This is a genomic window from Thalassospira sp. MCCC 1A03138 (assembly GCF_002115785.1).
Classification (GTDB): Bacteria; Pseudomonadota; Alphaproteobacteria; order Rhodospirillales; family Thalassospiraceae; genus Thalassospira.
Genome location: NZ_JFJY01000005.1, coordinates 331,073 through 352,801, shown reverse-complemented (window position 1 = coordinate 352,801; position 21,729 = coordinate 331,073). Strand labels below are relative to the sequence as shown.

The following is a 21,729-nucleotide window of genomic DNA, read 5'->3' as shown; positions in this document are numbered from 1 at the left end:
TCATGATGTTGGGAAGCGACGCATAGCGCGGTTCGTTCAGGCGAAGATCGGCAGTCACAATGGCGGGTAGGGTGACTTCAATGGCCTGCAGGCCACCATCGACTTCGCGGGTCACCTTGGCGGTGGCGTCACCAAGGTCAAGTTCGGAGGCAAAGGTTGCCTGCGACCAGCCGAGCAGGGCGGAAAGCATCTGGCCGGTCTGATTGGCGTCATCGTCAATCGCCTGTTTGCCAAGGATGACGAGGTTTGGATTTTCGGCCGCGGCAACGCCTTTGAGCAGTTTTGCGACAGATAGCGGTTCAACCGGTCCATCGACCGTGATCAGGATGGCGCGGTCGGCCCCCATGGCCAATGCCGTGCGCAGGGTTTCCTGCGCCTGTGCCGGGCCGATGGAAACGGCGACGACTTCGTCGGCCTTGCCGGCTTCTTTCAGGCGCACGGCTTCTTCGACGGCAATTTCGTCGAACGGGTTCATCGACATTTTGACATTGGCAAGATCAACGCCAGTGCCGTCTGCCTTGACGCGGATTTTGACGTTGTAATCGACAACCCGCTTTACAGGTACGAGAACCTTCATCTTCGTCCTTCCTGATAAAATCACGGTTTGGGGATTTCATCCTTTCGCCGCAAAAACGCATTATTGGTATTATTAAAAAATAGCTTGGTGAATTTTTGCGCCGGAAAATAGAATGTTTGCGTCAAAGCGGGATTATCGCTACGACAAAGACAGCAACCTTGTCTGCATCGGAGGGTCTAGGGCCATGTATTCCGGATCTCAGAACGCTAAAGCGGGGCGTCTTGCGAACGTCACTGGTGCGGGCAAATCGGGCCACGAAAAGCCGCGTCTTTCGGTCGGGTTCATTCTGGCGAAGCGTTTTACGTTGTGTGCCTTTGCCAATTTTGTCGATGTGCTGCGGCTGGCGGCGGATGAAGGGGATCGCAGCCGACCGATCCTGTGCAACTGGACGGTTGTTTCCGACACCATGGACCCGGTGCCATCAAGCAGCGGCATTATCGTTCAGCCCAAGGAACGATTGGGCGACCCAAGGCGGTTCAATTATATCGTCGTGGTCGGCGGGCTTATGGAAGAAACGCCCAATCTTGGTTCGGCCTATCACAAGTTTTTGCACGAGGCGGCGGAGGCCGGTATTCCGCTTGTCGGGATATGCACTGGCGCGTTCCTGTTGCACCGGGCGGGGTTGCTTGACGGGTATCGCTGCTGCGTTAGCTGGTTCCATCATTCCGATTTCATCGAACAGTTCGAGGGGCTTGATCCGGTTGCCGATCAGATTTTTGTCGTCGACCGGGATCGGCTGACCTGTTCGGGCGGGGTCAGTTCGGCGCATCTGGCGGCCTATCTGGTGGACAAGCATGTCGGGCGCGCGCAGGCCAGCAAAAGCCTGCATATCATGATCATTGATGATGCATTGCAGGCGGAAAAACCGCAGCCGGGTATTCCGCTTGACCTCAAGACGCAGGACCCGATCGTGCAGCGGGCTTTGCTGATCATGCAGCAGAATATCGATACACCGATTTCGGTGCAGGAAATCGCGCGCCGGATGGGTAACAGCAAACGCCAGATTGAACGCCATTTCAGGCTGTCGCTTGATACATCGCCACAGGTGGCGTTCCTGAATATCCGGCTTGATATGGCCCATCACCTGATGGAGAAAAGCCAGAAGTCGGTGGCACAGGTAGCGGTGGATTGCGGATTTTGTGATTCTTCGCATTTAAGCCGGATGTTCCGGCGGCGCTATGGCTGCACGCCACAGGAATTGCGTCGCCCGGTATCCGATCAAGTATCTGATGCGGTACCGGTTCTGGAAGAGGCGTAACTTTCGTCTTCATATCGAAGTTAACATGAAAACGCCGCCCGGAAGATGATCCCTCCGGGCGGCGTTTTTCAGTGATCAAAGACCGTGATCAGCGTGGTTCGCTGGCAAGTCCGCGCCAAATGGCAACGCACATCACAAGCAGAACAATCGTAAACGGCAATCCTGTTGAAATCACCATCGATTGCAGTGATTTCAACCCACCCGCCGAGAGCAGCAGGACAATCGCGACCAGACCTTCGAACACGCACCAGAAGACGCGTTGCGGCATTGGTGCATCGACCTTGCCACCGGCTGCAATCGTATCAATGACCAGCGACCCGGAATCCGAGGACGTGACAAAGAAAACAATCACAAGCACGATCCCGATGAAGGACGTGATCGATGCCAGCGGGAGTGCATCAAGCATGGTGAAGAGCTGCACCGGAAGGTCGGCTTCCTGAACGGCGGTGTAGCCGTCACGAACGACCTGGCTGATGGCGGAGCCGCCAAAGATCGACATCCACAGCACGCAGACCAGCGAGGGGATCAGCAGGACGCTGATGATGAATTCACGCACGGTACGGCCACGGCTGACACGGGCGATGAACATGCCGACAAACGGTGACCAGGAAATCCACCATGCCCAGTAGAACGAGGTCCAGCCCTGCATGAAGTTGACATCGTCACGACCGACCGGGCTTGAAAGTGCCGGAAGGTATTGAAGATATGCCCCAAGGAAGTCAAAGACATCGGTCACCAGAAGCAGGGTCGGCCCCGCGACAAGCACGAACAGGAACAGCAGGAAGGCGATCCCCATATTGATTTCCGAGAGCAGCTTGACCCCGGCTTCGAGGCCGCGAACGACCGAGAACAGGGCGATGGAGGTGATGCCGACAATCAGGATCACCTGCCAGGTGGTGTCGATGGGCATTCCGAACAGCTTGTTAAAGCCGGAGTTTGCCTGAACCGCACCAAGACCAAGCGAGGTGGCAAGACCGAAAAGGGTCGCAAAAACAGCAAGAATATCAATGATATGCCCCGGCCATCCCCAGACGCGTTCACCGAAGATCGGATAGAAGGCGGAACGGATGGTCAGCGGCAGACCCTTGTTATAGCTAAACAGGGCAAGGCTGAGTGCCACGATGGCATAAATCGCCCAAGGGTGAAGGGCCCAGTGGAAGATCGAGGCGGCCATGCCAAGGCGAATGGCTTCTTCCTGCGTGGCCGCGGCACCCAGAGGTGCCCAGTCGGTTCGAATGCCATCGGCACCCACGGCAGTCCCGCCCAGAGAAGACGAGAAGTGGCTTAGCGGTTCCGAGACACCATAGAACATAAGCCCGATACCCATGCCAGCAGCAAACAGCATGGAGAACCAGCTTAGATAGCTGAAATCGGGTGTTGCGTCCCGTCCACCAAGCCGGACCTTGCCATAGGGGCTGACGACGACGACAAGGCAGAGGATTACGAAAATATCGGCCGCACCGATGAAGAACCAGTCGAAGCCCTGGGTGACTTCGGAGAACAGCAGGCTGAAAACAGAGTTCGCCTGATCTGGCATCAGCAGTGTGTAGGCAACGAACGCGATAACGGTCAGGGCGGAGACGGCAAAGACGGGGTTATGGATATCGAACCCGATGGGGCCCAGTTTGCCTTCGATATTGTCCTGACCAATATTGTAGTCTGTATCGATCTGGCCTTCTGGCGGCGTTTCTTCTGCCGCTGTTTTTACGTCACTCATGAAGCATTCTCCTGTTATGAACCTGCGAAAAAATTCCGTCAGGAGAGATCCTTTTGCTGGACCCTTCTTGTGATTTTGAATCAAAGGTGCCACGCACGCCAAAAGGCGAGCTCGTTCAGAACTGTCTTAACGTGCGGGGCGTAAGGCAGAGGTCTTAGAGTTCGACCTCGATGTCCGACAAAGGTGTCGAACAACAAATCAGGACTTTTCCCTGATCTATTTCGCGCTGGCGGATGCCGCCACCGTGTTGCATATCGACTTCACCGGAAATCAGTTTTGACTTGCAGGTGCCACAGATGCCGCGCTGGCAGGAGGACATTGGCAATATCCCCGCCTCGCGGGCTGCTGACAGCACCGTCATGCCCGGACCACATTCGACAACATGGCCGGTTTTGGTGAAGCTCACCCGGAAAGTCTGGCCGCTTATTTCCGGGGCCGCGACAGGCTCTTCAAAGGTTCCGGCGGTTTCCGCGCCGAAGTCGAAGCTTTCCTCGTAATATTTCTCCATGTCGAAACCGGTATCGCGCAGCATGTTGCGGACACCTTCCATGAAGGGGGCAGGACCGCAGCAGAACACCTTGCGTTCCTTGAAATCGGGCAGCATGAGCGACAGCATCTGGATGTTGAAGCGGCCGGTATAGCCGCTCCAGCTATGATGGGCGGCGGCCGTACTGCAGGTGAAGGCAAGTTTCAGGCCCGGGTTCTGGGCCGCGAGAAGCGAGAGTTCATCGCGGAAAATGATGTCGGCCGGGGTGCGTGCGGCGTGGATGAAACACAGATCCGACGGTTCGGACAGATCGCAGGCCGTGCGGGTCATCGACATCATCGGGGTGATACCGCTGCCAGCCGAAATGAACAGAAGCTTTTCCTCGCCGGTGGCGTCGGTGGTGAATTCGCCGAACGGGCCGGAAACATTCACCTCCTTGCCCGGCAGCATATAATCATGCAGCCAGTTCGAACCGGGGCCGCCCGGTACGCGTTTGACCGTGATTTCGATCCGGTAGGGGCGGGCGGCCGATCCCGAAATCGTGTAACTGCGCGTGACCATGCCTTCGACGGGCAATTCAAACGTCATGTACTGGCCCGGATAGAAGCGAAACGCACGCGGTTCGCGGGCCGAAAAGACGAATGTCTTTACGTCATGGGTTTCCTGCCGCACCTGCCGACAGACCAGAACGTCATCCTGTTCCGGGTCCCAAAGCGGGATGCGGGTGGCCTCGGTAAAGTTTTCATCGTCGCCGGACGGGGCGGCTTGGCCGGTTGCCGGTGGATTGGTCTGCGTCATCATTTGGTGGCCGCCCCGGATTTGTCTTTGGCCAGATGCTGTTTCATCCGTGCGATATACCAGTCACAGAAGGCTTCGACATGCGGTTCGGTAAAGCTTGAATAGGGCCCGGGTTCGTAGGATGGCTGTTCACTGCCAAGCTGGGCAAGACGGACCAGATCGGCGTCCTGCTGGTTGGTCATTTTCCAGACCTGGGTCAGGTTATCGAGATTGTAATCTTCGCCTTCGATGGCATCCTTGTGGACCAGCCAGGTTGTGCGCACCAGCGTGCGGTCGGCTGACAGCGGCAGGACCGAGAAGGTGACGATATGGTCACTCATGAAATGGTGCCACGAATTCGGATGCGTCCAGAAGCTGAGCCCGCCAAGCTTTGGATCGGTGAACTTGCCAAGCAGCTTTTTGGAGGCGACCTTGGTATCGAGCGTCTGGGATTCTCCTTCCCACATCAGGGGCAGGCGCATGGTGCGGAAGCCGGTGACATCGGAAAGGTGATCTTCCTCGGCCGATGGCAGGCCGCAGGATTCCCAGCGTTTATGATCGTTTTCAACCGCGTTGGTGTATTTCTTGACGTCTTCGGACCGGCGTTCGTCCATTTCATCGGGAGAGAAACCAAAACCGAATTCGGAAAGCGGCACTGTCAATTGCGGATGGTTGGCTTCGCAGTGATAGCATTCGCGGTTGTTTTCCATCGTCAGCTTCCAGTTCCCTTCCTCGATCAGATCAGAAGTGAAGGCAACCTTGCAATTGGCGATGTCGTGCGGCGCGATATAGGGCGTCATCACGCGGGCCATTTCATCGATATCTTTGGGCGCTTCGTCGGCAAGGCAGATGAAAATCAGTCCGGCGATGGAACGGATATGGACGGTTTTAAGCCCGTGGCAGCTTTTATCGAAGCCAGCGCCCATATGTTCGGCCAGAATCAGGTCGCCGTCTTCGTTATAGGTCCAGCCGTGATAACGACAGACGATATTGCCGATGGTGGTGGCCCGTTCGTCGATCAGCTTTGCCCCGCGGTGGCGACATACATTGTGAAACGCGCGGATTTCCATATCGTCGCCGCGCAGAAGCAGGATGGATGCGCGCCCGACTTCGACCGTGATGCAGTCGCCGGGTTCGGGCAGTTCCGGTTCGACCGCGACGAAAATCCAGTGCTGGTTGAAAATGACCTCTATATCCAGATCAAGGATTTCCGGGGCATTGTAAAACGGCGCTTCAAGGCTTTTGCCTTTCTCGCGGCGCGACACGAGTTCTTGTATGTCAGAAGAAAAACGCATGATCGGTACCTCAACTCATGAGGGGTGTCACGGGAGAAGGACTTTGGCGGTCCTTGCGGAATGAGTGAATGATGGACCTGTCTTGGGTGCAAGGAAACAAGATGCAGCGAATTTCTGTCTTCGGACGAAATCAGTGGCCGGTTTCAGGCGTTTGTCACAGCAGCGAACTGACAGGGCAAAGGCACATGGAAACGCTGCCCGGTGGCGCATTGCGACCAATCCCCGGCTGTTGGGAACAGGGGGGCGGGCATTTGAAAAACAAGCGCCCGCACACGGGATGCCTGTCTTGTGTGCGGCACGGGCTGTCAATTGCACCCAAAGTCTCCCTCTTTTCATGCGGCAGGTAACCTGCTCTTCATTCGCCCTTGATGTGCAACGGGCGATTAAAAAGATTTGAAAATCTATTGCGAATTGGACGACAGGTGGCAGGAACCTTGAGGCAATCACACAGTAAAATTGCGACGCAAGAGTGTAACATTGGGGGCCTGATCGCCATGATCGGTTGTTATCCGTTGAAAACAGGGCGTTTTGGTTTCGCCGGTCGGATCAGGGGCAGGAATTACTCCTTATGGAATATGGCGTCCTGGGCGGGGTTTTGAGACGGGTGTTCCATGAGAGGGCGGGAACATCAAAACCGTGCCGACGTTTTAAAATCGCCCACATCTGTCTGGGCCTGATTTTTCTGCCAGCAATGACATTTCGCGAAAACAGGTTAGACTGTTGCACAATCTGGATTTTCTGATCACGACAGATCGGCCGATCAATCCCTTTCCAGTTCTAGGTCCCAACCCTGACAACAACCAAACCCGGAAGCCACCACACCATGTCTCATTCGTCAAAAGGCGCCATTTACATGGCTGCTGCCGCCAATTTTTTGATCGCCGTTGCCAAGTTTGGCGGGGCGGCGGTTACCGGGTCTGCCGCGATGCTGTCAGAAGGCATTCATTCGCTGGTCGATACCGGAAATCAGGGATTGCTTCTGCTTGGCATCCGGTTGTCAAACAAGCAACCCGACAAACAGCATCCGCTTGGTTATGGCAAGGAAACCTATTTCTGGTCGTTTCTGGTGGCGGTGATGATATTCGGCCTTGGCGCCGGGGTTTCGATCTGGGAAGGAGTGGACAAGATCATTCATCCCCATGCGCTTGATATTCATATGGTTGCCAGCTTCGGCGGGTTCGAGGTCATGACCTATCACGTCGTGCTGTCGATCCTTGTCATTGCCATGCTGCTGGAAGGGGCAGCGTTCCGGACGGCTTATCTGGCCTTTGTCGCGCAGCACCCTGATACCCCGATTTTCAAGGCGATCCACGATACCAAAGACCCGACCGTGATCGTGATCCTGTTTGAAGACAGTGCGGCCATGCTTGGCCTGATCGTTGCGTTTTGCGGGATATCGGCGGCCTATATTCTTGATATGCCGCTTCTGGACGGGATTGCATCGGTGGCGATTGGCGTCATTCTGGCGGTTACGGCGTTCTTCCTGGCGGTCGAATGCAAGGGATTGCTGATCGGTGAAAGTGCCACGGCCGAAACCCGGTCAAAGATCACTGCAATGGTGAATGCCATTCCGGGGATTAAGCGCGCCAATGAAATCATCACCCTGCATCAGGGGCCACAGAGCCTTATGGTGTGTATCAGTGTCGATTTTCAGGACAATATCAGTTCGAACCAGATAGAGGCCACCGTTTCCCAGGTCGAAGCAGATATTCGGTCCGCCATTCCCGGTGTCGCGAAGGTGTTTATCGAAGCGCAGAACTGGCGTTCGCATCAGGAGCTTCTTGCTCAGTGATCTGGCGCAGTGATTGGGTGCAATGATCCCGCCATTCAACCGATCATCCGTGCAGACGCAGATTGACCGGCCCTGTTGCAAATAGTATGAGGAATTCAAACAAATCATAACGTTTGAGGGCAGGGTGGTCGTGTCACAATCGGAACTTAAATCTTCCGCCGCATGGATTGCCGTGGATTGGGGAACATCCAACGTTCGGGCATGGGCGATCGATGATCACACCAATATCCTTGATCAGGTATCAAGCCCGCTTGGCATGAATGCGATTGCGGCGGATGCGGCACTTGGGTTTGAGGGCGTTCTGATCGATCTGATTGGTCGGTGGTTGCCGTCCGGGGTATCTGATCGGATGCGGGTTGTGATTTGCGGCATGGCCGGGGCAAAGCAGGGGTGGCTTGAAGCGCCTTATTGTTCCGTGCCGGTGCGCCCCGAAGAACTGGCATCGGGGGCTGTTCGGCCCGATATTTCCGATCCGCGGATTGATGTTGCGATCTTGCCGGGCCTTAAACAGGTTGATGATCCCGATGTGATGCGCGGCGAGGAAACCCAGCTTGTCGGGTTCATGGCGTCGCATCCGGGCTTTGATGGCTGGGTCTGTTTGCCGGGAACCCATTCGAAATGGGCGCGGGTTTCGGGCGGAGCGATCCTTGGATTTAGAACCTATATGAGCGGCGAGGTTTTTGCCCTGTTATCGGGGCAATCAATCCTGCGTCATTCGATGGATGATCGATGGGATGATGCGGTGTTTGAGGCGGCTGTGCGCGATGCATCCGATGCACCGACCGGTTTCCTGCACAAGCTGTTTACGGTGCGTGCAAGCGGGCTGGTCGGCAATGCGAATGCCGCAAATGTTGCGGGTGCCGCGGTTCTTTCCGGGGCTGTGATCGGTTCGGAAATTGCCGATGTCGTTGGCGCGCTGGACGGAAATGCGCAGATTGCCCTGATCGGGGATGGCAAGCTTGCCGGTTTGTATCGCAAGGCGCTGGCGGTGCATGGTTTTGATGCGCATGCCGTTGATGGACAGGCGATCACGATTGCCGGTCTTGCGACCGCGCATCAGGTCATCCGCAACGCATAACAGTATTTTGGTTTTTTAAGGTTTCGCAGGTGTAACATGGCATATCCGACTTCGGTAAATTCACAGATCACGGACGCGGTGGAAACGGTTTCCCATCGCAAGCTGATTGCCATCCTGCGCGGGGTGAAACCCGATGAGGCGGCCGGGACGGCACGCGCGCTTGTGGATGCCGGGATCACCATGATCGAGGTACCGCTCAATTCCCCCGAACCGCTTAAAAGCATTGCGGCGATGAAGGATGAAGTTGGCGCGGCGGCATTGATCGGGGCGGGGACGGTTTTGACAGCTGAAGACGTCGAACGGGTCAGGTCGGCCAAGGGTGAATTCATCGTATCGCCCAATTGCGATATCGAGGTGATCGCCAGAACCAAGGAATTGGGCCTTGGATCGTGGCCCGGTGTTCTGACACCGAGCGAATGTTTTGCCGCGATCAGGGCCGGTGCAAGCGGGCTTAAAATCTTTCCGGCCAGCATCATCGGTGCGGAGGGCATCAAGGCAATGCGCGCCGTATTGCCAAAAGACATGCCGGTCTATGCGGTTGGCGGGGTCGGGCCGGATGATTTTGCGACCTATGCCAAGGCCGGTTGTGACGGTTTTGGGCTTGGGTCCGGCATCTATAAGCCCGGTATGACGGCCAGTGACGTTTCAAAGGCCGCCATGGCCTATGTCGCGGCGCATGATACGGTGTTTGGTTAAAACGTTTTGCATTTAATCGATTAACAAACGTTTGATCTATTGGCAGTTGATGGTGCTAAAGCCCACAGAGCCTGTCGTTGCACCGGAAAGGTTACAACTGCCATCATTTGTCGTGTTCCCGGTAGAGGCAGCGTTGAAGCTTGTTGTTCCTGCGCCACTAGAAGAAATAACAGTTTTAAGGGTGCCTGTTGAAAACGAAAACGTGTTGTTGGCAATGGTGGGGTTGGTGGAATTTGAAATGATAATTCCGACCGCACCGGCGGTATTTGATGATGGCGATATGGTGTTATTGCGAACCACCAGATTGGTTGAATTACGCGCATCAATGCCGACGCCGCCCCCCGTCGCACCGAAGGCCGTGAGCGTACTGTTTTCGATTGTGACGCCGGTTGTGTTGTCAGCGCGAACGGCAAAAATGCCAGTCCCACCGTTATCCGAATTGCTGACGGTCATTCCGATCAGTTTGGTATTGTCTCTCATTAACAGAGCATAGGGGCTATTTTGGTCCGTCGCCGCGATTTTACCGCCAGAGACAGTCAGGATCGCTTCGCGACCGGAAGGGGATTTGACTGTGATATTGCCGGACCCGACCAGCGTTTGACCTGCTTCCATATTGACTTGGGTCGTTACATCAATTGTTCCGTCAATGATAACCGTATTGGCCCCTGCTGTGCCTAGGGCAGTATTGAATTCACCTGTATCGGCCACCGATGAGGCGTTGATAACCGTCAAAGTTTGGCCATCGGCTGTTTCTGTGGCGGTTTCAACCGGGCCGAAGGCGCCAGCTTGGCTGACAATATCAATGTCACGGACCACCGGATCAGTCATGCGCCGTTCCATCGGTGTCAGGCGTTTACGGCCTGAACCAAAGAATTGCAGCGGAATACGAAGGCGTGCCGTCACGAAACCTTGTGAACCGCGCGGATTGTCATGTTGCCATTCGCTGCCGATGGAAAAGCGTGATCCGTCCCAAAGCCAGGGGACCTCGTCGAATGCCATTTCAGCCCGCAGTCGCGGACCGGTTATGTCCGCGACCTCGTCGGCAAAGAAATGATATCCACCGGCGAACAGTCTGATTTGCCGGGGTTCTTCTGGTTCATAGACCGGTAGACGCCAACCGATTTCGCCATCAAAGCCAGCCATGCTGCGTTCTTCGCCGCCACGGAAGCTGATGGTTGTGCCCGACAGGCTGACCTCGTTCAAGGCGTCAACACTGCGAACACGGCTTCCCTGCGGGATATAGGCGTTGCTACGAAAATCCCAATCGGTGGACAAGGCCTCAAGCCCCAGCGTGATCTGATTGTAATAATTATCCCATTCGCTTTTGCGCCGGTCAAAATAAGCAATGCTGCCAACATTCCAGCCACTGCCAAGCATATGGCGTAGTCCAACGCCAAAATTGCCTTCAACACTGCTGCCATCATCCATGCGCGTACGTAAATTAGTAAAGAACAGCGTATCTTCATTCTGAAGAAGCGGCATGAAAAGATCGACTTCACCCAGATTACGGTTTGTGCCTGCCTTGCCTTCAAGGTCAAGATGCGGTCCCCATTTGGGAGTGTCGCCTTCTTCTGCCTTGGCCTCTTCCATTGGACAGGCAAGTGCCATCAGCACCAGCCACGCGGAAAACCGGGGGCGTATATAAGCGATCTTCATCGGGTGACCTTGCAGAAGCCTTTCAGAAAATGACAAAGCTTGTCCGACATCCTGTTGAATTGTTTTTGCGCTGTTTTCCCAGCGCCTGTTGCCACGTGGTGTAGGTAACAACCACGCGTCATACAATCGCGGATTTCTGCGACGATTACTTTTTGTCGTGAAGTGGATAGTGGTGTCCGAAATCGGATATTTTGGCCTACGCTTCGCGTGCTGTTTTGGTCGGACGTTCGCCAAATTCTTGTATATATTCCTGTGCGAAACGTCCCATATGGCCAAAGCCCCATCGCCGGGCGATGGTCGCAACTGGGTCCGTGACGTCAGTTGACATCAGATCATTGCGAACAAGCTGTAGACGAACCTTGCGAATATACTGTCGCGGCGTCAGCCCAAAGGCATTAATGAAGCCGCGTTGCAAAGTGCGGTAACTGCACTCGGCAGTTTCTGACAATGACACCATGTCAAGAGTTTCAGACGGGTTCGCATGGATATAGTCCTGAGCGCGCTTGACATGGCGAGGAACGACACGCGAAACTTCCTGACCGGTGAGGATATCCTGCACATTGCTTTTCAGTTGGGTCAGTATATGTGTCAGCAAAAGATCGCAGGCCTGTGAAGTCACTAATTTATTTGGCTTATCCATCAGCCCGTGATTAAGGGAACTTGCCAGAAATTGCATATAGTGCCGGATCATTTGCCCACCAGAGGTCGTAAGATTGGCAACCGGATCAAATTCTATCGGGTAAAGTCCCATAAGCTCCCCACCAAGGTTTCTTGCATGTTCCCTGATCCGGGTTTTAGAGATCGGCAGGACATAGGAATGAAACTGTTCCTGATAGGCTGTTGTCTCGATACTTAGGTCGCGCATCATGCCTTGGTTGGGTGTCAGATCCCACGTGCGGCCAAGGTGGGTGATTTCGCCCCAACCATCGGTCGGGACAAACAGCATCATTGTATCGCTGCCTTCCCCGGCAGACTGCCAGTCGACACGTGCAGTCCCGAACGTTCCATGCAAAAACGGTTGGTTCCCGATCATGGCAAGCGCCATATCGGCATCAATCTCGTCCCCTTTTCGATTGATCCTCAGTCGCAGTGGTGAAGAAAAATCAGAAACGAATTCCTGTAGCTCAGCCAAATCTTTTGACCGAATTACTGTGAATTTCGAATGCAATACCATGCGCTATGCTGTGTCCCTAGCAAGCAACCGAGACGATCTAAGCCTTTGATTCAGGCTGCCTGTTTATTACCTATACGGTAAGATACAAACCAATAGCCTGCAACAGAAGACAGCACTTTGTGGCTCGGAAACGTCCGATACGTTACAAAATGCTTCCTTTCCCAAGCTGCAGAACACAATGATTGTGCGCATTGCTCGTGTGTTTTGGAATATTCGGTTTTTAAATCATTCCAAATTGTGGAAGTGCGTTTGACCCTTGAAGGCGTGCGGTCTAAATTCCTGCCATTGCAAGAACTCCAGAATGGGAGGATCCATTGGATCTGGGAATCAAGGGCCGCAAGGCGATTGTCTGCGCGTCATCAAAGGGACTTGGTCGTGGATGCGCGATCAAGCTGGCCGAGGCCGGTGTTGATCTGACGCTGAATGCGCGTTCCGAAGGGCCGTTAAACGAAACGGCGGAATATATTCGCGATACGTTTGGCGTGAAAGTCACGACGGTTGCGTGTGACATCACCACCGAAGAGGGCCGCAACAAGGTTCTGGCGGCCGAAGGCATGCCCGATATTCTGGTGAATAATGCCGGTGGTCCGCCGCCCGGTGTCTGGTCCGACTGGGGGCAGGCCGAATGGGAAGCCGCGGTTCAGTCCAACATGCTGACCCCGATCCTGCTGGCGACGGCGGTTCTGCCGGGCATGATTTCGCGCAAATGGGGCCGGATTGTTAATATCACGTCGGGTTCGGTCAAATCGCCAATCCCGCATCTGGGGCTTTCGAATGCGGCACGGGCCGGGTTGACCGGCTTTGTGGCCGGGACCGCACGCCAGGTGGCCAAGGATGGCGTGATCATGAATAACCTGCTGCCGGGGCAGCATGATACTGATCGTATCAATGCATTGATGACCAATCGGGCGAAGAACGAGGATATCAGCCTTGACGAGGCGCGCGCCAAAACGCAGGCGGGTCTTCCGACCGGGCGTTTTGGTGATCCGATTGATTTCGGGGCAACCTGTGCCTTCATGTGCAGCGAGCATGCAAAGTTTATGGTCGGACAGAATGTACTGCTTGATGGTGGGGCCTTCAACTCCACCATGGGCTGATATGTCGTCTTTCGCTACAGGGCGGTCTGCAACGAAATCCAGCATATCACCAAATGCCCGGCGCAAAGGGTGGTGCTAGCATGGCGTCATTCACCTTTGTCTATGTGTTGCGCGAGCGGGAGGTTCCCCGCCCGCGCACCTATGTCGGCTGGTCAACCGATGTCGAGGCGCGGCTTGCCACGCATAACAGTGGCAAGGGGGCAAAGACGACGCGCGGGCGGCAATGGGACCTTGTTTATGTCGAACGGTTCCGCACCTTTGGCGAGGCGATGAGCCGCGAATGGCATTTAAAGCGTGACCGGAAATTACGCAAAATGCTGGCAGGTGGTGCGTGATAAACAAATCAGGGCTTGAATATTTGCGCGCACTCGCAGATATGTGGGCCAACAGTTTCAAATCATCAGGACGACATTATGCCGGTACAACGCAAAAATCCGCTGAAGCTCAATAACCTGCAGCTGCGCACGCTTGTGCTGGCGCAGATTATCGCCAAGGACCCGAATTCGGGTTCGATTGATGAGGCTACCGGCGATGCGACCCTTTTGCGTATTCCGCATGCGCATGGGGATCATGTTCATGTCGGCAAGTTTGTGGTTGCCGCGCGCGACGCCAGCGGCTTTGCCAATCCGGCGGTCTGGGTGGCTTTGGCGCGCAAGGGACTGGCGCGCGAAGGGTATCCGGCCAGCATCGTTCTGACCCGCGAGGGCATGGAATATGATACCGGCCTTTCTGAGAATTTTGTCGAAGAATCAGATCATTGATCTGTCAATCCAGACCAACAAAAGCCCCGATCCGTCGGGGCTTTTTTTATTCCAGAATGAACTGCCCGTTTTTGATTTTTACGAAATAGGCATCACGTTTGCCGTCGCCGAACTGATCAAACATCAATTCCTGATGCAGGCCCTGTTGCGGTGGCAGGGTTGCAAGGGCATCGGAAAGCGGTTGATCGGGTGCCCGGGTTTCAAGGGCTGCGACCAAAACGGTCATCGCATCATAGGCCAGGACACTTGTATAGCCAGGCTGTTCATTGAATTTCTGACGGTAATCGGCGACAAATTTCTGGTAGCGCGGGTTGGTGGCATAACGATCATAGGTTTGCAGCAGTTCCATGCCTTCGACAGCGTCCCCGCCGAAGGTGATCAATTGTTCTGTGCCGGCCCATTCGGCGGTCGAAAGCGGGATATCGCGATCCGTTTCGCGGATTTCCTTTGCCAGTTCGGCACTGTCTACACCGTTGGCAACAAAGATGATCGCATCGGGATTATCGGCCAGAAGTTGCCGGGCGACATCCGGTTTGTTGGTATCGGCGGTGTTGAACCAGACTTTTGAAAGGACCCGACCGCCAAGCTTGTCAAAGGTCAGCAGAAATTCACGATACCAGCTTTCGGTGAAAGCTTCGTTTTCACCGTCCAGCGCAAGCGAAATGCGCATGCGTCCCTTGTCGATATTGCGTCTGGCGTAGGCATCGGCATTTTCACGGGTTGTCGAATTCATGCGGAAAAAGTTATCGCGAAGGCCGGCGAATTCTGCGGCGGAGGCGGTGGGCGATATGGCCACGATATCAAGTTCGTTGATCACCGGCAGCATCGCCATGCCGATTGAGCTGATGATCGGGCCAATGATCGCGGTGACGCCAAGTTCCTTGAATTCGTGAACCGCATCCTGCGCGGTTTGCGGATTTTTTTTATCATCGCGGGCAATGATTTCAAGCGACCGGCCATGGATGCCGCCTTTTTCGTTGACCTGCTGGGCGGCAAGTTCCATCGCGTGAAGGGCCGCGATCCCGGTATCGGCACCGTCACCGGAAATACCAGCGATGAAACCGATTTTGATCGGGCCGCTATCATCGCAGCCAAACAGCATCATGGCCGCGGCGGTGATGGTGCAAAAACGGATGGACAATCCGGGCTTCTTTACCGGTCTTGATGCGCGATCTTCGTGCTTGTTCATATTTTGCCGAACCGGTTGAAAAAGAAGATTATTGTTTGTGTTATAAGACTGTTTGATATGGCGCGCGCCGATCACGACTTCAAGTTTCCCCAACGTGGGATATTTGCCTTATCCGAAGTCCCGACGTGCCTGCATCACGCGGCCCGCCGTCGTCAGAAGACATAACGCCCCGAAAATCCCGGCAATCTGATTAAACCATTGCGGGAAAACGCATATTAGCACAAGAATCAGGATGGTTTCGCTGCCTTCGGTAATGCCGGTCAGGTAATAGAAGCTTTTCTTGCCCTGTGTTTCATGGTTGCGGCCGGTTTTGGCCGCGATGATCGCATAGGCCAGAAAACTTGATCCGGTGCCGACAAAACAGAAAATCAGGAACGCCGCCATCAGCGCGTGTTCCGGCCGCCCGATGGCAAAGGCCAGAATGATGCCAGCATAAAACAGGAAATCAGCGACAATATCGTAATAGCCGCCAAGGTCGCTTTCCTGTGATTTTGACCCGGCATGGCGGGATCGCGGCTGGGTATGGCGGGCAACGGCGCCATCAAGACCATCCATGATGCGGCTGAGCAAAATCAGGCCAAGCGCGATGTGATCAAGCCGGAAGGCGAGTGCGGCGGCAGCCAGAAGACCAAAGACAAAACCAAGGCCGGTGACCATGTTGGGCGTGATGCCACTTCCCGATAGCTGGCGGGCAACGGCATTGAGCGGTTTGTCGATCAGGGGGCGCAGGCGGGCATCAAACATTCTGGTTTCCGGTTAAATCATTGCAGGCGCATCATAATCCTATCACGGTCTTTGGGGCAATCATGCACGCGTGATGATGCCGATTGGAAATTGCCCGATTGACGGGGCGTTGAAAACGGGATTGGCTGTTGTCTGTATGGTAATTCAATTTTTATCGGGGCGCTCCATATGTCCGTTTCGAACGTTATCCCGACTTCTTCCTTTGCGGTAGACGGTATCCGCAAGGATGTCCGCGATATCGGGGCGTCGCTGATCCGCGAAGTCGCCCATCTGGGCATGGGGCGCGAAAATATCGTGCCGCTATGGTTTGGCGAACCTGATCAGCCAACCCCGGAATTCATTCGCAAGGCGGCGATTGCGGCCCTTGAGGCGGGGGATACTTTCTATCAGCCCAACCGGGGGATCACACCGCTTCGCGATGCGCTGGCGGTTTATGGCAATCGTCTTTATGGCACGGCACTGGATCGTGAAAACATCACCGTGACGGTATCGGGGTTAAATGCCCTGATGATTGCGATGCAGTCGATCCTGAAGGCGGGCGACAGGATGGTGACCACAGCCCCGATCTGGCCCAACATTGTTGCGATGCCAAAGGTTCTGGGTGCGCAGGTGACAACCGTGCCGTTGCGGTCCGGGAACGACGGCTGGCAGCTTGATATCGATGAATTCATTGCCGCCTGTGCGCCCGATACGCGCGCGATCCTGATCAATTCGCCGAATAATCCGACCGGCTGGGTGATGCCCGCCGAGGACCAGAAAAAGCTGGTCGAATTTGCCACTGAACGGGGTATCTGGCTGATCGCGGATGAGGTTTATGCGCGCCTGATCTATGACGGATCGGATGTGGCACCGTCATTTGTGCCCTATGTCAGCGATGATACGCGGATCATGGTGATCAACAGTTTTTCCAAAAGCTGGGCGATGACAGGTTGGCGGTTGGGCTGGATCACTGCACCCAAGGGGGTTGGCAGTGAACTTGAAAAGCTGATGGAATTCAATGTGTCCTGTCCGGCGGGGTTCATTCAGCAGGCAGGCATTGTCGCCCTTGAACAGGGCGAGGAATTTGTCACAACTTCGCGCGCCAGATATAGCCGTGCACGCGCAGCAATAATCGAACGCTTGCGCGACATGAACCGCATCCACCTGCCCGAAGCAGACGGCGCGTTCTATGCGTTTTTCCGGGTTGATGGCGTTGAGGATACGCTTTCCTTTACCAAGGATCTTTTGCTGTCCGAGGGTATCGGCCTTGCGCCCGGCGAGGCATTCGGGCCAGAGGGGGCAGGCCATATCCGCGCCTGTTATGCGGTATCGGAAGACAGCATTCACAGGGCGATGGACGGACTGGCCCGGTTTTTGAAGCGTTAGTTTCGATACAGGCAGGTGATATTGCTGCCTTGCCGGGCGAAAAAGGCGGCCTGGTGTTTCAGGCGTTCGCGGGCGTCGTTATCGATGTTTCCGTCATCGCCGCTGCTTTCAAGTTCGATCACGGTGGCGTCGCGGCGGGCAAGACCCAGAATTTCGGCGGCGATGCCGGGCATGTGGAAGATGATGTCCGATGTTTCAATCGCGCGTGCAATGCCGTGGGCAAGATCAAAGGCATTGTCGGCCGTGACATCGGCATGCAGGATCTGGCCGCCCGGGACGGTGGCGGAACTGCCTTCGGGGACGAAGCGGATCAGGGCGGCGTCAAGATCCTGCGGGGTGCTTTGCGTCAGGTGGGTGTCCTGTAATCCGTTCTGGAAAAAATGCGTCCAGAACCGTTGTCTTGCGACATTGTCGGGCAGGTGGGCGGCGACGCGACGGCGGGCGCTGCGGGCGAGGCTTGCCAATTGTGACATCGAGGCGGGCAGGGTGGTTTCAAGGCGTTGGCGGATGATGCGGGCCAGTGCCGGGGCGCAGCCCCCGGTCGAAATGGTGACCATCACCGGTGCCCGGTCAAGGATTGCAGGCACGATGAAATCGCAATGTTCGGTTTTGTCGACAACATTCAAAAGGATGTTGCGCCGTTTGGCCGCGACCTTGACTCGGCGGGTCAGGTGCATGTCATCGGCGGCGTCAAAGATCATCACCGCACCGTTTAGCATGGTATCGACAAACGGGGCTGCTTCCCAGTGGATAGCGCCGGTATCGGTCATCGTTGCGATGTCGGTGCACAGTTCCGGGGCGATGACGGTAATGTCGGCCTGACTGCGAAGCAACAGGCGGAGTTTGCCCGCCGCGACCTCGCCCCCGCCCAGCACGATGACCTTTTTGCCGGTGACATGAACGAAGGCCGGAAAGAAGGGGAAGGTTTCCCGGTTTTCCGTTTCAAGGCCATACAGGTTTTCGGGTTTGGCCGTTTTATACTGCTGCTTATTCTGCGGCGCGCGGTAATGCGTCATCAAGAATCTCCTTGAGTTCGGGCAGGCAGGACCCGCATCCGGTTCCGGCTTGCAACAGGCGGCCGATATCGGCGGTGCTGACCGCGTTCTGGTCATGGATGGCGCGCGTGATGGCGGCCAGCCCGACCGAGAAGCACGAACAGATCAAACGATCATTGATCGCCCCGGCATAGGGCATGCGGCCCGCCAGAAGCGCATTGCGTTCCGCGCCGCTGATCGCATCATTGCCAAGCAGTGCCGATATCCAGTCCCGGCCAAGGGCGGGGCGATCCGGGCCGACAAAAAGCGCACCCGTGATGCGGTCGCCATTCAGGCGGGCATAGCGATGAACGCCTTTTTTCCCGTCGTTATATTCGATGATGTGTTCGATGGCGTTTTCTTCGCCGGTATTGTTGGCGGCCATCGGCAGCATGGATTTGAACAGGCAGGGCCTGTCACCGGCGATTTCATAAATCATGCAGCCGGGACCGGTTGCCGCCACCCAATAGGGCAGGTTTGAAAGATCAACCGGCGTGTTGGAAAACAGCAATCCCTGCCACAGCGGTTCAAACGGTTCGATGGAAACCGGAATATGTTTGGTTTCGGGTTGCCCGGAAAAGGGATCAACATGCGCGGTTGGCAAACGCCCGATACCGCCCGCCGATGAATAAACATCGTTCCAGTGCATCGGCATGAAAACTTCGCCGGGCATCTGGGCGTCTGATACGGATACCCGCATCAGGGCGGTGCCGCGTTTGCTTCTGATCCGGGCAAGGCCGCCATCGGTCAGCTTGTAACGCTTGGCATCAAGGGTGTTGACTTCGAGCAGCGGTTCGGGCCGATGGGCCGAAAGGCGCGCGGCGGTGCCCGTACGGGTCATGGTGTGCCATTGGTCGCGATACCGGCCACTATTGGCGATCAGCGGGAATTCCTTGCCCGGTTGCGACATGGGCAGTTTATGCGTAACCGCCAGCATACGGGCCCGCCCATTTGAGGTGGTGAAAATGCCATTGCCATACAGGCGTTCGGCGCCGCCAGCGGGCTGATGTTTGCGCGATGCGGGCCATTGGAAGGGTTCCATGGTGTCATAGGTTGATTTCTTTGCCTTGTGCCACTGGCCGATATCAAAGGCGCGCATGCCGTCATTTTCAAATTCCGACAGGGCGGCATGTTCGGCGAAAATATCGGCAGGATCGCGGTATTTGAACGCCTTGCCATAGCCCATGGCGCGTGCGACCTGCGTCATGATCCACCAGTCGGGTTTGGCGTCGCCCTGCAATTCGCGGAACGGACGTTGACGGGAAATGCGGCGTTCGGAATTGGTAACCGTGCCGGATTTTTCAGCCCACCCGGCGGCGGGCAGTTTGATGTGGGCATAACGCAGCGTGTCGGTGTCATTCACCGTGTCCGATACGATCACCAGCGGGCAACGCGACAGGGCAAGACGGACGCGGTCCGCATCGGGCAGGCTGACGGCGGGATTGGTTGCCATGACCCAGACGGCCTTGATTTCACCGCGTTCGATGGCGCGGAACATATCGACCGCCTTGTATCCCTCGCCCGGTTCCAGAATATCGGATTTCCAGAACCGGCGGACGCGGTCAACGTCGTTAACATCGTTCGGGTCCATATGGGCGGCAAGCTGGTTGGCAAGACCGCCGACCTCGCGCCCGCCCATGGCATTGGGTTGGCCAGTGACGGAAAACGGGCTTGATCCCGGTTTGCCGACCCGTCCGGTCGCCAGATGGGTATTGATGATCGCATTGACCTTGTCAGAGCCGCTGCTGGACTGGTTGACGCCTTGTGAAAACACGGTGACCGTGCGGTCAAAGGCGGCAAACCAGTTAAAGAACGTTTCCAGTTTCCCCAGACCCGAGCCGTCATGATCGGTGTACGCGCTGATCTCGGAGGGATAATCGAGGCCGCATTTTTTGGCTGTACTCTCGATATCGGGGCAGTCCGCGCGTGCCTCGGCGACGGCGGTTTCATAGCCGCTGACATGGCGGGCGACATATTGAAGGTCGCAATGACCGTTCTGGTCAAGCCATGCCAACAGCCCGTTAAACAGGGCAACGTCGCTGCCCGGTTTGATTGGCAGGTGCAGATCGGCGATGTCGCAGCTTGCGGTTTTGCGCGGATCGATCACGACGATCTTGGTGCCGTGCTTTTCCCTGGCTGCGCGCAAACGCTGGTTCAGGACCGGATGGCACCATGCCAGGTTTGATCCGGTCAGGACGACCAGATCGGCAATTTCGAGGTCTTCGTAGCATCCCGGCACGACATCGGCGCCAAAGGCGCGTTTGTGCCCGACCACGGTTGATGCCATGCATAGCCGGGAATTGGTATCGATATGCGGCGACCCGATGAAGCCCTTGATCAGCTTGTTGGCGATATAATAATCCTCGGTCAGAAGTTGACCGGAAACATAGAACGCCACCGATTTCGGGCCATGTTTCTGGATGGTCGCGCGCAGGCGATCCGCGGTTTCCTGTGTTGCGGTTGGCCAGTCGACGGTTTTGCCGTCGATTTCGGGTTTCAGCAGGCGGAAATCGCGCTTCATCTCGGCGGTGATCGTATCGATCAGGGCGGCACCCTTTGAGCATAACCGGCCCCGGTTAGCCGGGTGATCGGGGTCGCCCCCGACCGCCCAGCCGTCCCGGGTGGGGGAGACGATCAGGCCGCAGCCAACGCCGCAATAAGGACAGGTGGTTTTAACCTCACCCCGCATGGCGCAGACCGATTTGTTCCGCCGTCAGGCCGATATGCACCGTGCCGTCAATGACGCGCAGCTCCACCTTGGCAGCACAGCCGTCATCGGGGCCCTGTGCCTCGCCGGTTTCAAGCGAAAAGACCATGTTATGCAGCGGGCAGGTGACGAAATGGCCATGCACGATCCCCTGTGCCAGCGGCCCGTCCTTGTGCGGGCAGCGATCCAGAAGGGCATAGACCTGATCATCAAGGGTTCTGAAAATCGCGATGCGATCAGTTTCGGTCTGAAAGGTGCGGGCCCCCTGAAGCGGGATATTGGCGACCGGTCCGACATTTACCCAGTTTACGATATCCGTCATTGC

19 protein-coding genes are annotated in these 21,729 nt (G+C 56.0%); 8 read left to right on the top strand and 11 right to left on the bottom strand.

Features of this window, described 5'->3' with window-relative positions; translation table 11 throughout:
- The coding region (locus TH468_RS13025; RefSeq protein ID WP_085644723.1) for an electron transfer flavoprotein subunit beta/FixA family protein at nucleotides 1-577 on the bottom strand (577 nt) is incomplete at its 3' end.
- A 184-nt stretch (nucleotides 578-761) separates the two neighbouring features.
- Here TH468_RS13025 and TH468_RS13020 point away from each other — a divergent pair.
- Entirely contained in the window at nucleotides 762-1,835 is a 1,074-nt protein-coding gene (locus TH468_RS13020; protein ID WP_085644776.1) for a GlxA family transcriptional regulator, read from the top strand.
- Nucleotides 1,836-1,923: 88 nt separating this feature from the next.
- Here the strand turns inward: TH468_RS13020 and TH468_RS13015 are convergent, their stop codons facing one another.
- The 3 genes from TH468_RS13015 to TH468_RS13005 form a co-directional block, all read right to left on the bottom strand.
- Nucleotides 1,924-3,552 (bottom strand): BCCT family transporter, encoded by a 1,629-nt coding sequence (locus tag TH468_RS13015; RefSeq protein WP_037989743.1) that lies wholly within the window; start codon nucleotides 3,550-3,552, stop codon nucleotides 1,924-1,926.
- Nucleotides 3,553-3,706: 154 nt separating this feature from the next.
- A complete protein-coding gene (locus tag TH468_RS13010) occupies nucleotides 3,707-4,840 on the bottom strand; it encodes a hybrid-cluster NAD(P)-dependent oxidoreductase (protein WP_210402248.1) in 1,134 nt (377 codons plus the stop codon).
- Nucleotides 4,837-6,111: an SRPBCC family protein gene (locus TH468_RS13005; RefSeq protein ID WP_085644722.1), complete on the bottom strand. Its 1,275-nt coding sequence runs from the start codon at nucleotides 6,109-6,111 to the stop codon at nucleotides 4,837-4,839. Before TH468_RS13005 ends, TH468_RS13010 begins: the two co-directional genes overlap by 4 nt.
- An 823-nt stretch (nucleotides 6,112-6,934) precedes the next feature.
- Between TH468_RS13005 and TH468_RS13000 the strand changes: the two genes are divergently transcribed.
- The 3 genes from TH468_RS13000 to TH468_RS12990 all read left to right on the top strand — a co-directional run bounded on the left by TH468_RS13000 (nucleotide 6,935) and on the right by TH468_RS12990 (nucleotide 9,677).
- Nucleotides 6,935-7,903, top strand: coding sequence for a cation diffusion facilitator family transporter (locus TH468_RS13000; RefSeq protein ID WP_085644720.1), 969 nt, complete (start codon nucleotides 6,935-6,937; stop codon nucleotides 7,901-7,903).
- 130 nt (nucleotides 7,904-8,033) lie between these two features.
- Nucleotides 8,034-8,981, top strand: a complete 948-nt coding sequence (locus TH468_RS12995; protein ID WP_085644772.1) for a 2-dehydro-3-deoxygalactonokinase — start codon at nucleotides 8,034-8,036, stop codon at nucleotides 8,979-8,981.
- 36 nt (nucleotides 8,982-9,017) lie between these two features.
- Nucleotides 9,018-9,677, top strand: coding sequence for a 2-dehydro-3-deoxy-6-phosphogalactonate aldolase (locus TH468_RS12990; RefSeq protein ID WP_085644718.1), 660 nt, complete (start codon nucleotides 9,018-9,020; stop codon nucleotides 9,675-9,677).
- A 36-nt stretch (nucleotides 9,678-9,713) separates the two neighbouring features.
- On the opposite strand, the gene TH468_RS12985 is transcribed toward TH468_RS12990, so the two are convergent.
- A complete protein-coding gene (locus TH468_RS12985; protein ID WP_085644716.1) occupies nucleotides 9,714-11,333 on the bottom strand; it encodes an inverse autotransporter beta domain-containing protein in 1,620 nt (539 codons plus the stop codon).
- Between the two features lie 196 nt (nucleotides 11,334-11,529).
- The gene (locus TH468_RS12980) at nucleotides 11,530-12,465 is read right to left on the bottom strand and encodes an AraC family transcriptional regulator (protein WP_168177134.1); all 936 of its coding nucleotides are present in this window, start codon (nucleotides 12,463-12,465) and stop codon (nucleotides 11,530-11,532) included.
- A gap of 356 nt (nucleotides 12,466-12,821) precedes the next feature.
- Here TH468_RS12980 and TH468_RS12975 point away from each other — a divergent pair, with 356 nt between their 5' ends.
- From TH468_RS12975 to TH468_RS12965, 3 genes are all read left to right on the top strand, one after another.
- Nucleotides 12,822-13,604: an SDR family oxidoreductase gene (locus TH468_RS12975; RefSeq protein WP_085644712.1), complete on the top strand. Its 783-nt coding sequence runs from the start codon at nucleotides 12,822-12,824 to the stop codon at nucleotides 13,602-13,604.
- Between the two features lie 80 nt (nucleotides 13,605-13,684).
- Nucleotides 13,685-13,939, top strand: a complete 255-nt coding sequence (locus TH468_RS12970) for a GIY-YIG nuclease family protein (protein WP_085644710.1) — start codon at nucleotides 13,685-13,687, stop codon at nucleotides 13,937-13,939.
- Between the two features lie 78 nt (nucleotides 13,940-14,017).
- Entirely contained in the window at nucleotides 14,018-14,365 is a 348-nt protein-coding gene (locus tag TH468_RS12965; protein WP_037989728.1) for a hypothetical protein, read from the top strand.
- A 46-nt stretch (nucleotides 14,366-14,411) separates the two neighbouring features.
- On the opposite strand, the gene TH468_RS12960 is transcribed toward TH468_RS12965, so the two are convergent.
- On the bottom strand, nucleotides 14,412-15,554 hold the full coding sequence (locus TH468_RS12960) for an ABC transporter substrate-binding protein (protein WP_085644770.1): 1,143 nt from the start codon (nucleotides 15,552-15,554) through the stop codon (nucleotides 14,412-14,414).
- Between the two features lie 108 nt (nucleotides 15,555-15,662).
- Complete coding sequence (locus TH468_RS12955) at nucleotides 15,663-16,298, bottom strand: CDP-alcohol phosphatidyltransferase family protein (protein ID WP_085644708.1); 636 nt, start codon at nucleotides 16,296-16,298, stop codon at nucleotides 15,663-15,665.
- Nucleotides 16,299-16,466: 168 nt separating this feature from the next.
- On the opposite strand from TH468_RS12955, the gene TH468_RS12950 reads away from it, so the two are divergent.
- On the top strand, nucleotides 16,467-17,663 hold the full coding sequence (locus tag TH468_RS12950; RefSeq protein ID WP_085644706.1) for a pyridoxal phosphate-dependent aminotransferase: 1,197 nt from the start codon (nucleotides 16,467-16,469) through the stop codon (nucleotides 17,661-17,663).
- On the opposite strand, the gene TH468_RS12945 is transcribed toward TH468_RS12950, so the two are convergent.
- Genes TH468_RS12945 through nirD form a run of 3 tightly spaced genes read right to left on the bottom strand, consistent with a single transcriptional unit; the run spans nucleotide 17,660 to nucleotide 21,726 of the window.
- Nucleotides 17,660-18,679, bottom strand: a complete 1,020-nt coding sequence (locus TH468_RS12945; RefSeq protein ID WP_085644704.1) for a bifunctional precorrin-2 dehydrogenase/sirohydrochlorin ferrochelatase — start codon at nucleotides 18,677-18,679, stop codon at nucleotides 17,660-17,662. The genes TH468_RS12950 and TH468_RS12945 overlap by 4 nt on opposite strands.
- Complete coding sequence (locus TH468_RS12940; protein ID WP_085644702.1) at nucleotides 18,651-21,386, bottom strand: nitrate reductase; 2,736 nt, start codon at nucleotides 21,384-21,386, stop codon at nucleotides 18,651-18,653. Before TH468_RS12940 ends, TH468_RS12945 begins: the two co-directional genes overlap by 29 nt.
- Nucleotides 21,376-21,726, bottom strand: coding sequence for a nitrite reductase small subunit NirD (gene nirD / locus TH468_RS12935; protein ID WP_071240479.1), 351 nt, complete (start codon nucleotides 21,724-21,726; stop codon nucleotides 21,376-21,378). Before nirD ends, TH468_RS12940 begins: the two co-directional genes overlap by 11 nt.
- Nucleotides 21,727-21,729: the final 3 nt, after the last annotated feature.

Coding starts and splice junctions, on each gene's coding strand:
- TH468_RS13020 (WP_085644776.1), top strand. CDS start 762: ATGTATTCCGGATCTCAGAACGCTAAAGCGGGGCGTCTTGCGAACGTC.
- TH468_RS13015 (WP_037989743.1), bottom strand. CDS start 3,552: ATGAGTGACGTAAAAACAGCGGCAGAAGAAACGCCGCCAGAAGGCCAG.
- TH468_RS13010 (WP_210402248.1), bottom strand. CDS start 4,840: ATGATGACGCAGACCAATCCACCGGCAACCGGCCAAGCCGCCCCGTCC.
- TH468_RS13005 (WP_085644722.1), bottom strand. CDS start 6,111: ATGCGTTTTTCTTCTGACATACAAGAACTCGTGTCGCGCCGCGAGAAA.
- TH468_RS13000 (WP_085644720.1), top strand. CDS start 6,935: ATGTCTCATTCGTCAAAAGGCGCCATTTACATGGCTGCTGCCGCCAAT.
- TH468_RS12990 (WP_085644718.1), top strand. CDS start 9,018: ATGGCATATCCGACTTCGGTAAATTCACAGATCACGGACGCGGTGGAA.
- TH468_RS12985 (WP_085644716.1), bottom strand. CDS start 11,333: ATGAAGATCGCTTATATACGCCCCCGGTTTTCCGCGTGGCTGGTGCTG.
- TH468_RS12970 (WP_085644710.1), top strand. CDS start 13,685: ATGGCGTCATTCACCTTTGTCTATGTGTTGCGCGAGCGGGAGGTTCCC.
- TH468_RS12965 (WP_037989728.1), top strand. CDS start 14,018: ATGCCGGTACAACGCAAAAATCCGCTGAAGCTCAATAACCTGCAGCTG.
- TH468_RS12960 (WP_085644770.1), bottom strand. CDS start 15,554: ATGAACAAGCACGAAGATCGCGCATCAAGACCGGTAAAGAAGCCCGGA.
- TH468_RS12955 (WP_085644708.1), bottom strand. CDS start 16,298: ATGTTTGATGCCCGCCTGCGCCCCCTGATCGACAAACCGCTCAATGCC.
- TH468_RS12950 (WP_085644706.1), top strand. CDS start 16,467: ATGTCCGTTTCGAACGTTATCCCGACTTCTTCCTTTGCGGTAGACGGT.
- TH468_RS12945 (WP_085644704.1), bottom strand. CDS start 18,679: ATGACGCATTACCGCGCGCCGCAGAATAAGCAGCAGTATAAAACGGCC.
- TH468_RS12940 (WP_085644702.1), bottom strand. CDS start 21,386: ATGCGGGGTGAGGTTAAAACCACCTGTCCTTATTGCGGCGTTGGCTGC.
- nirD (WP_071240479.1), bottom strand. CDS start 21,726: ATGACGGATATCGTAAACTGGGTAAATGTCGGACCGGTCGCCAATATC.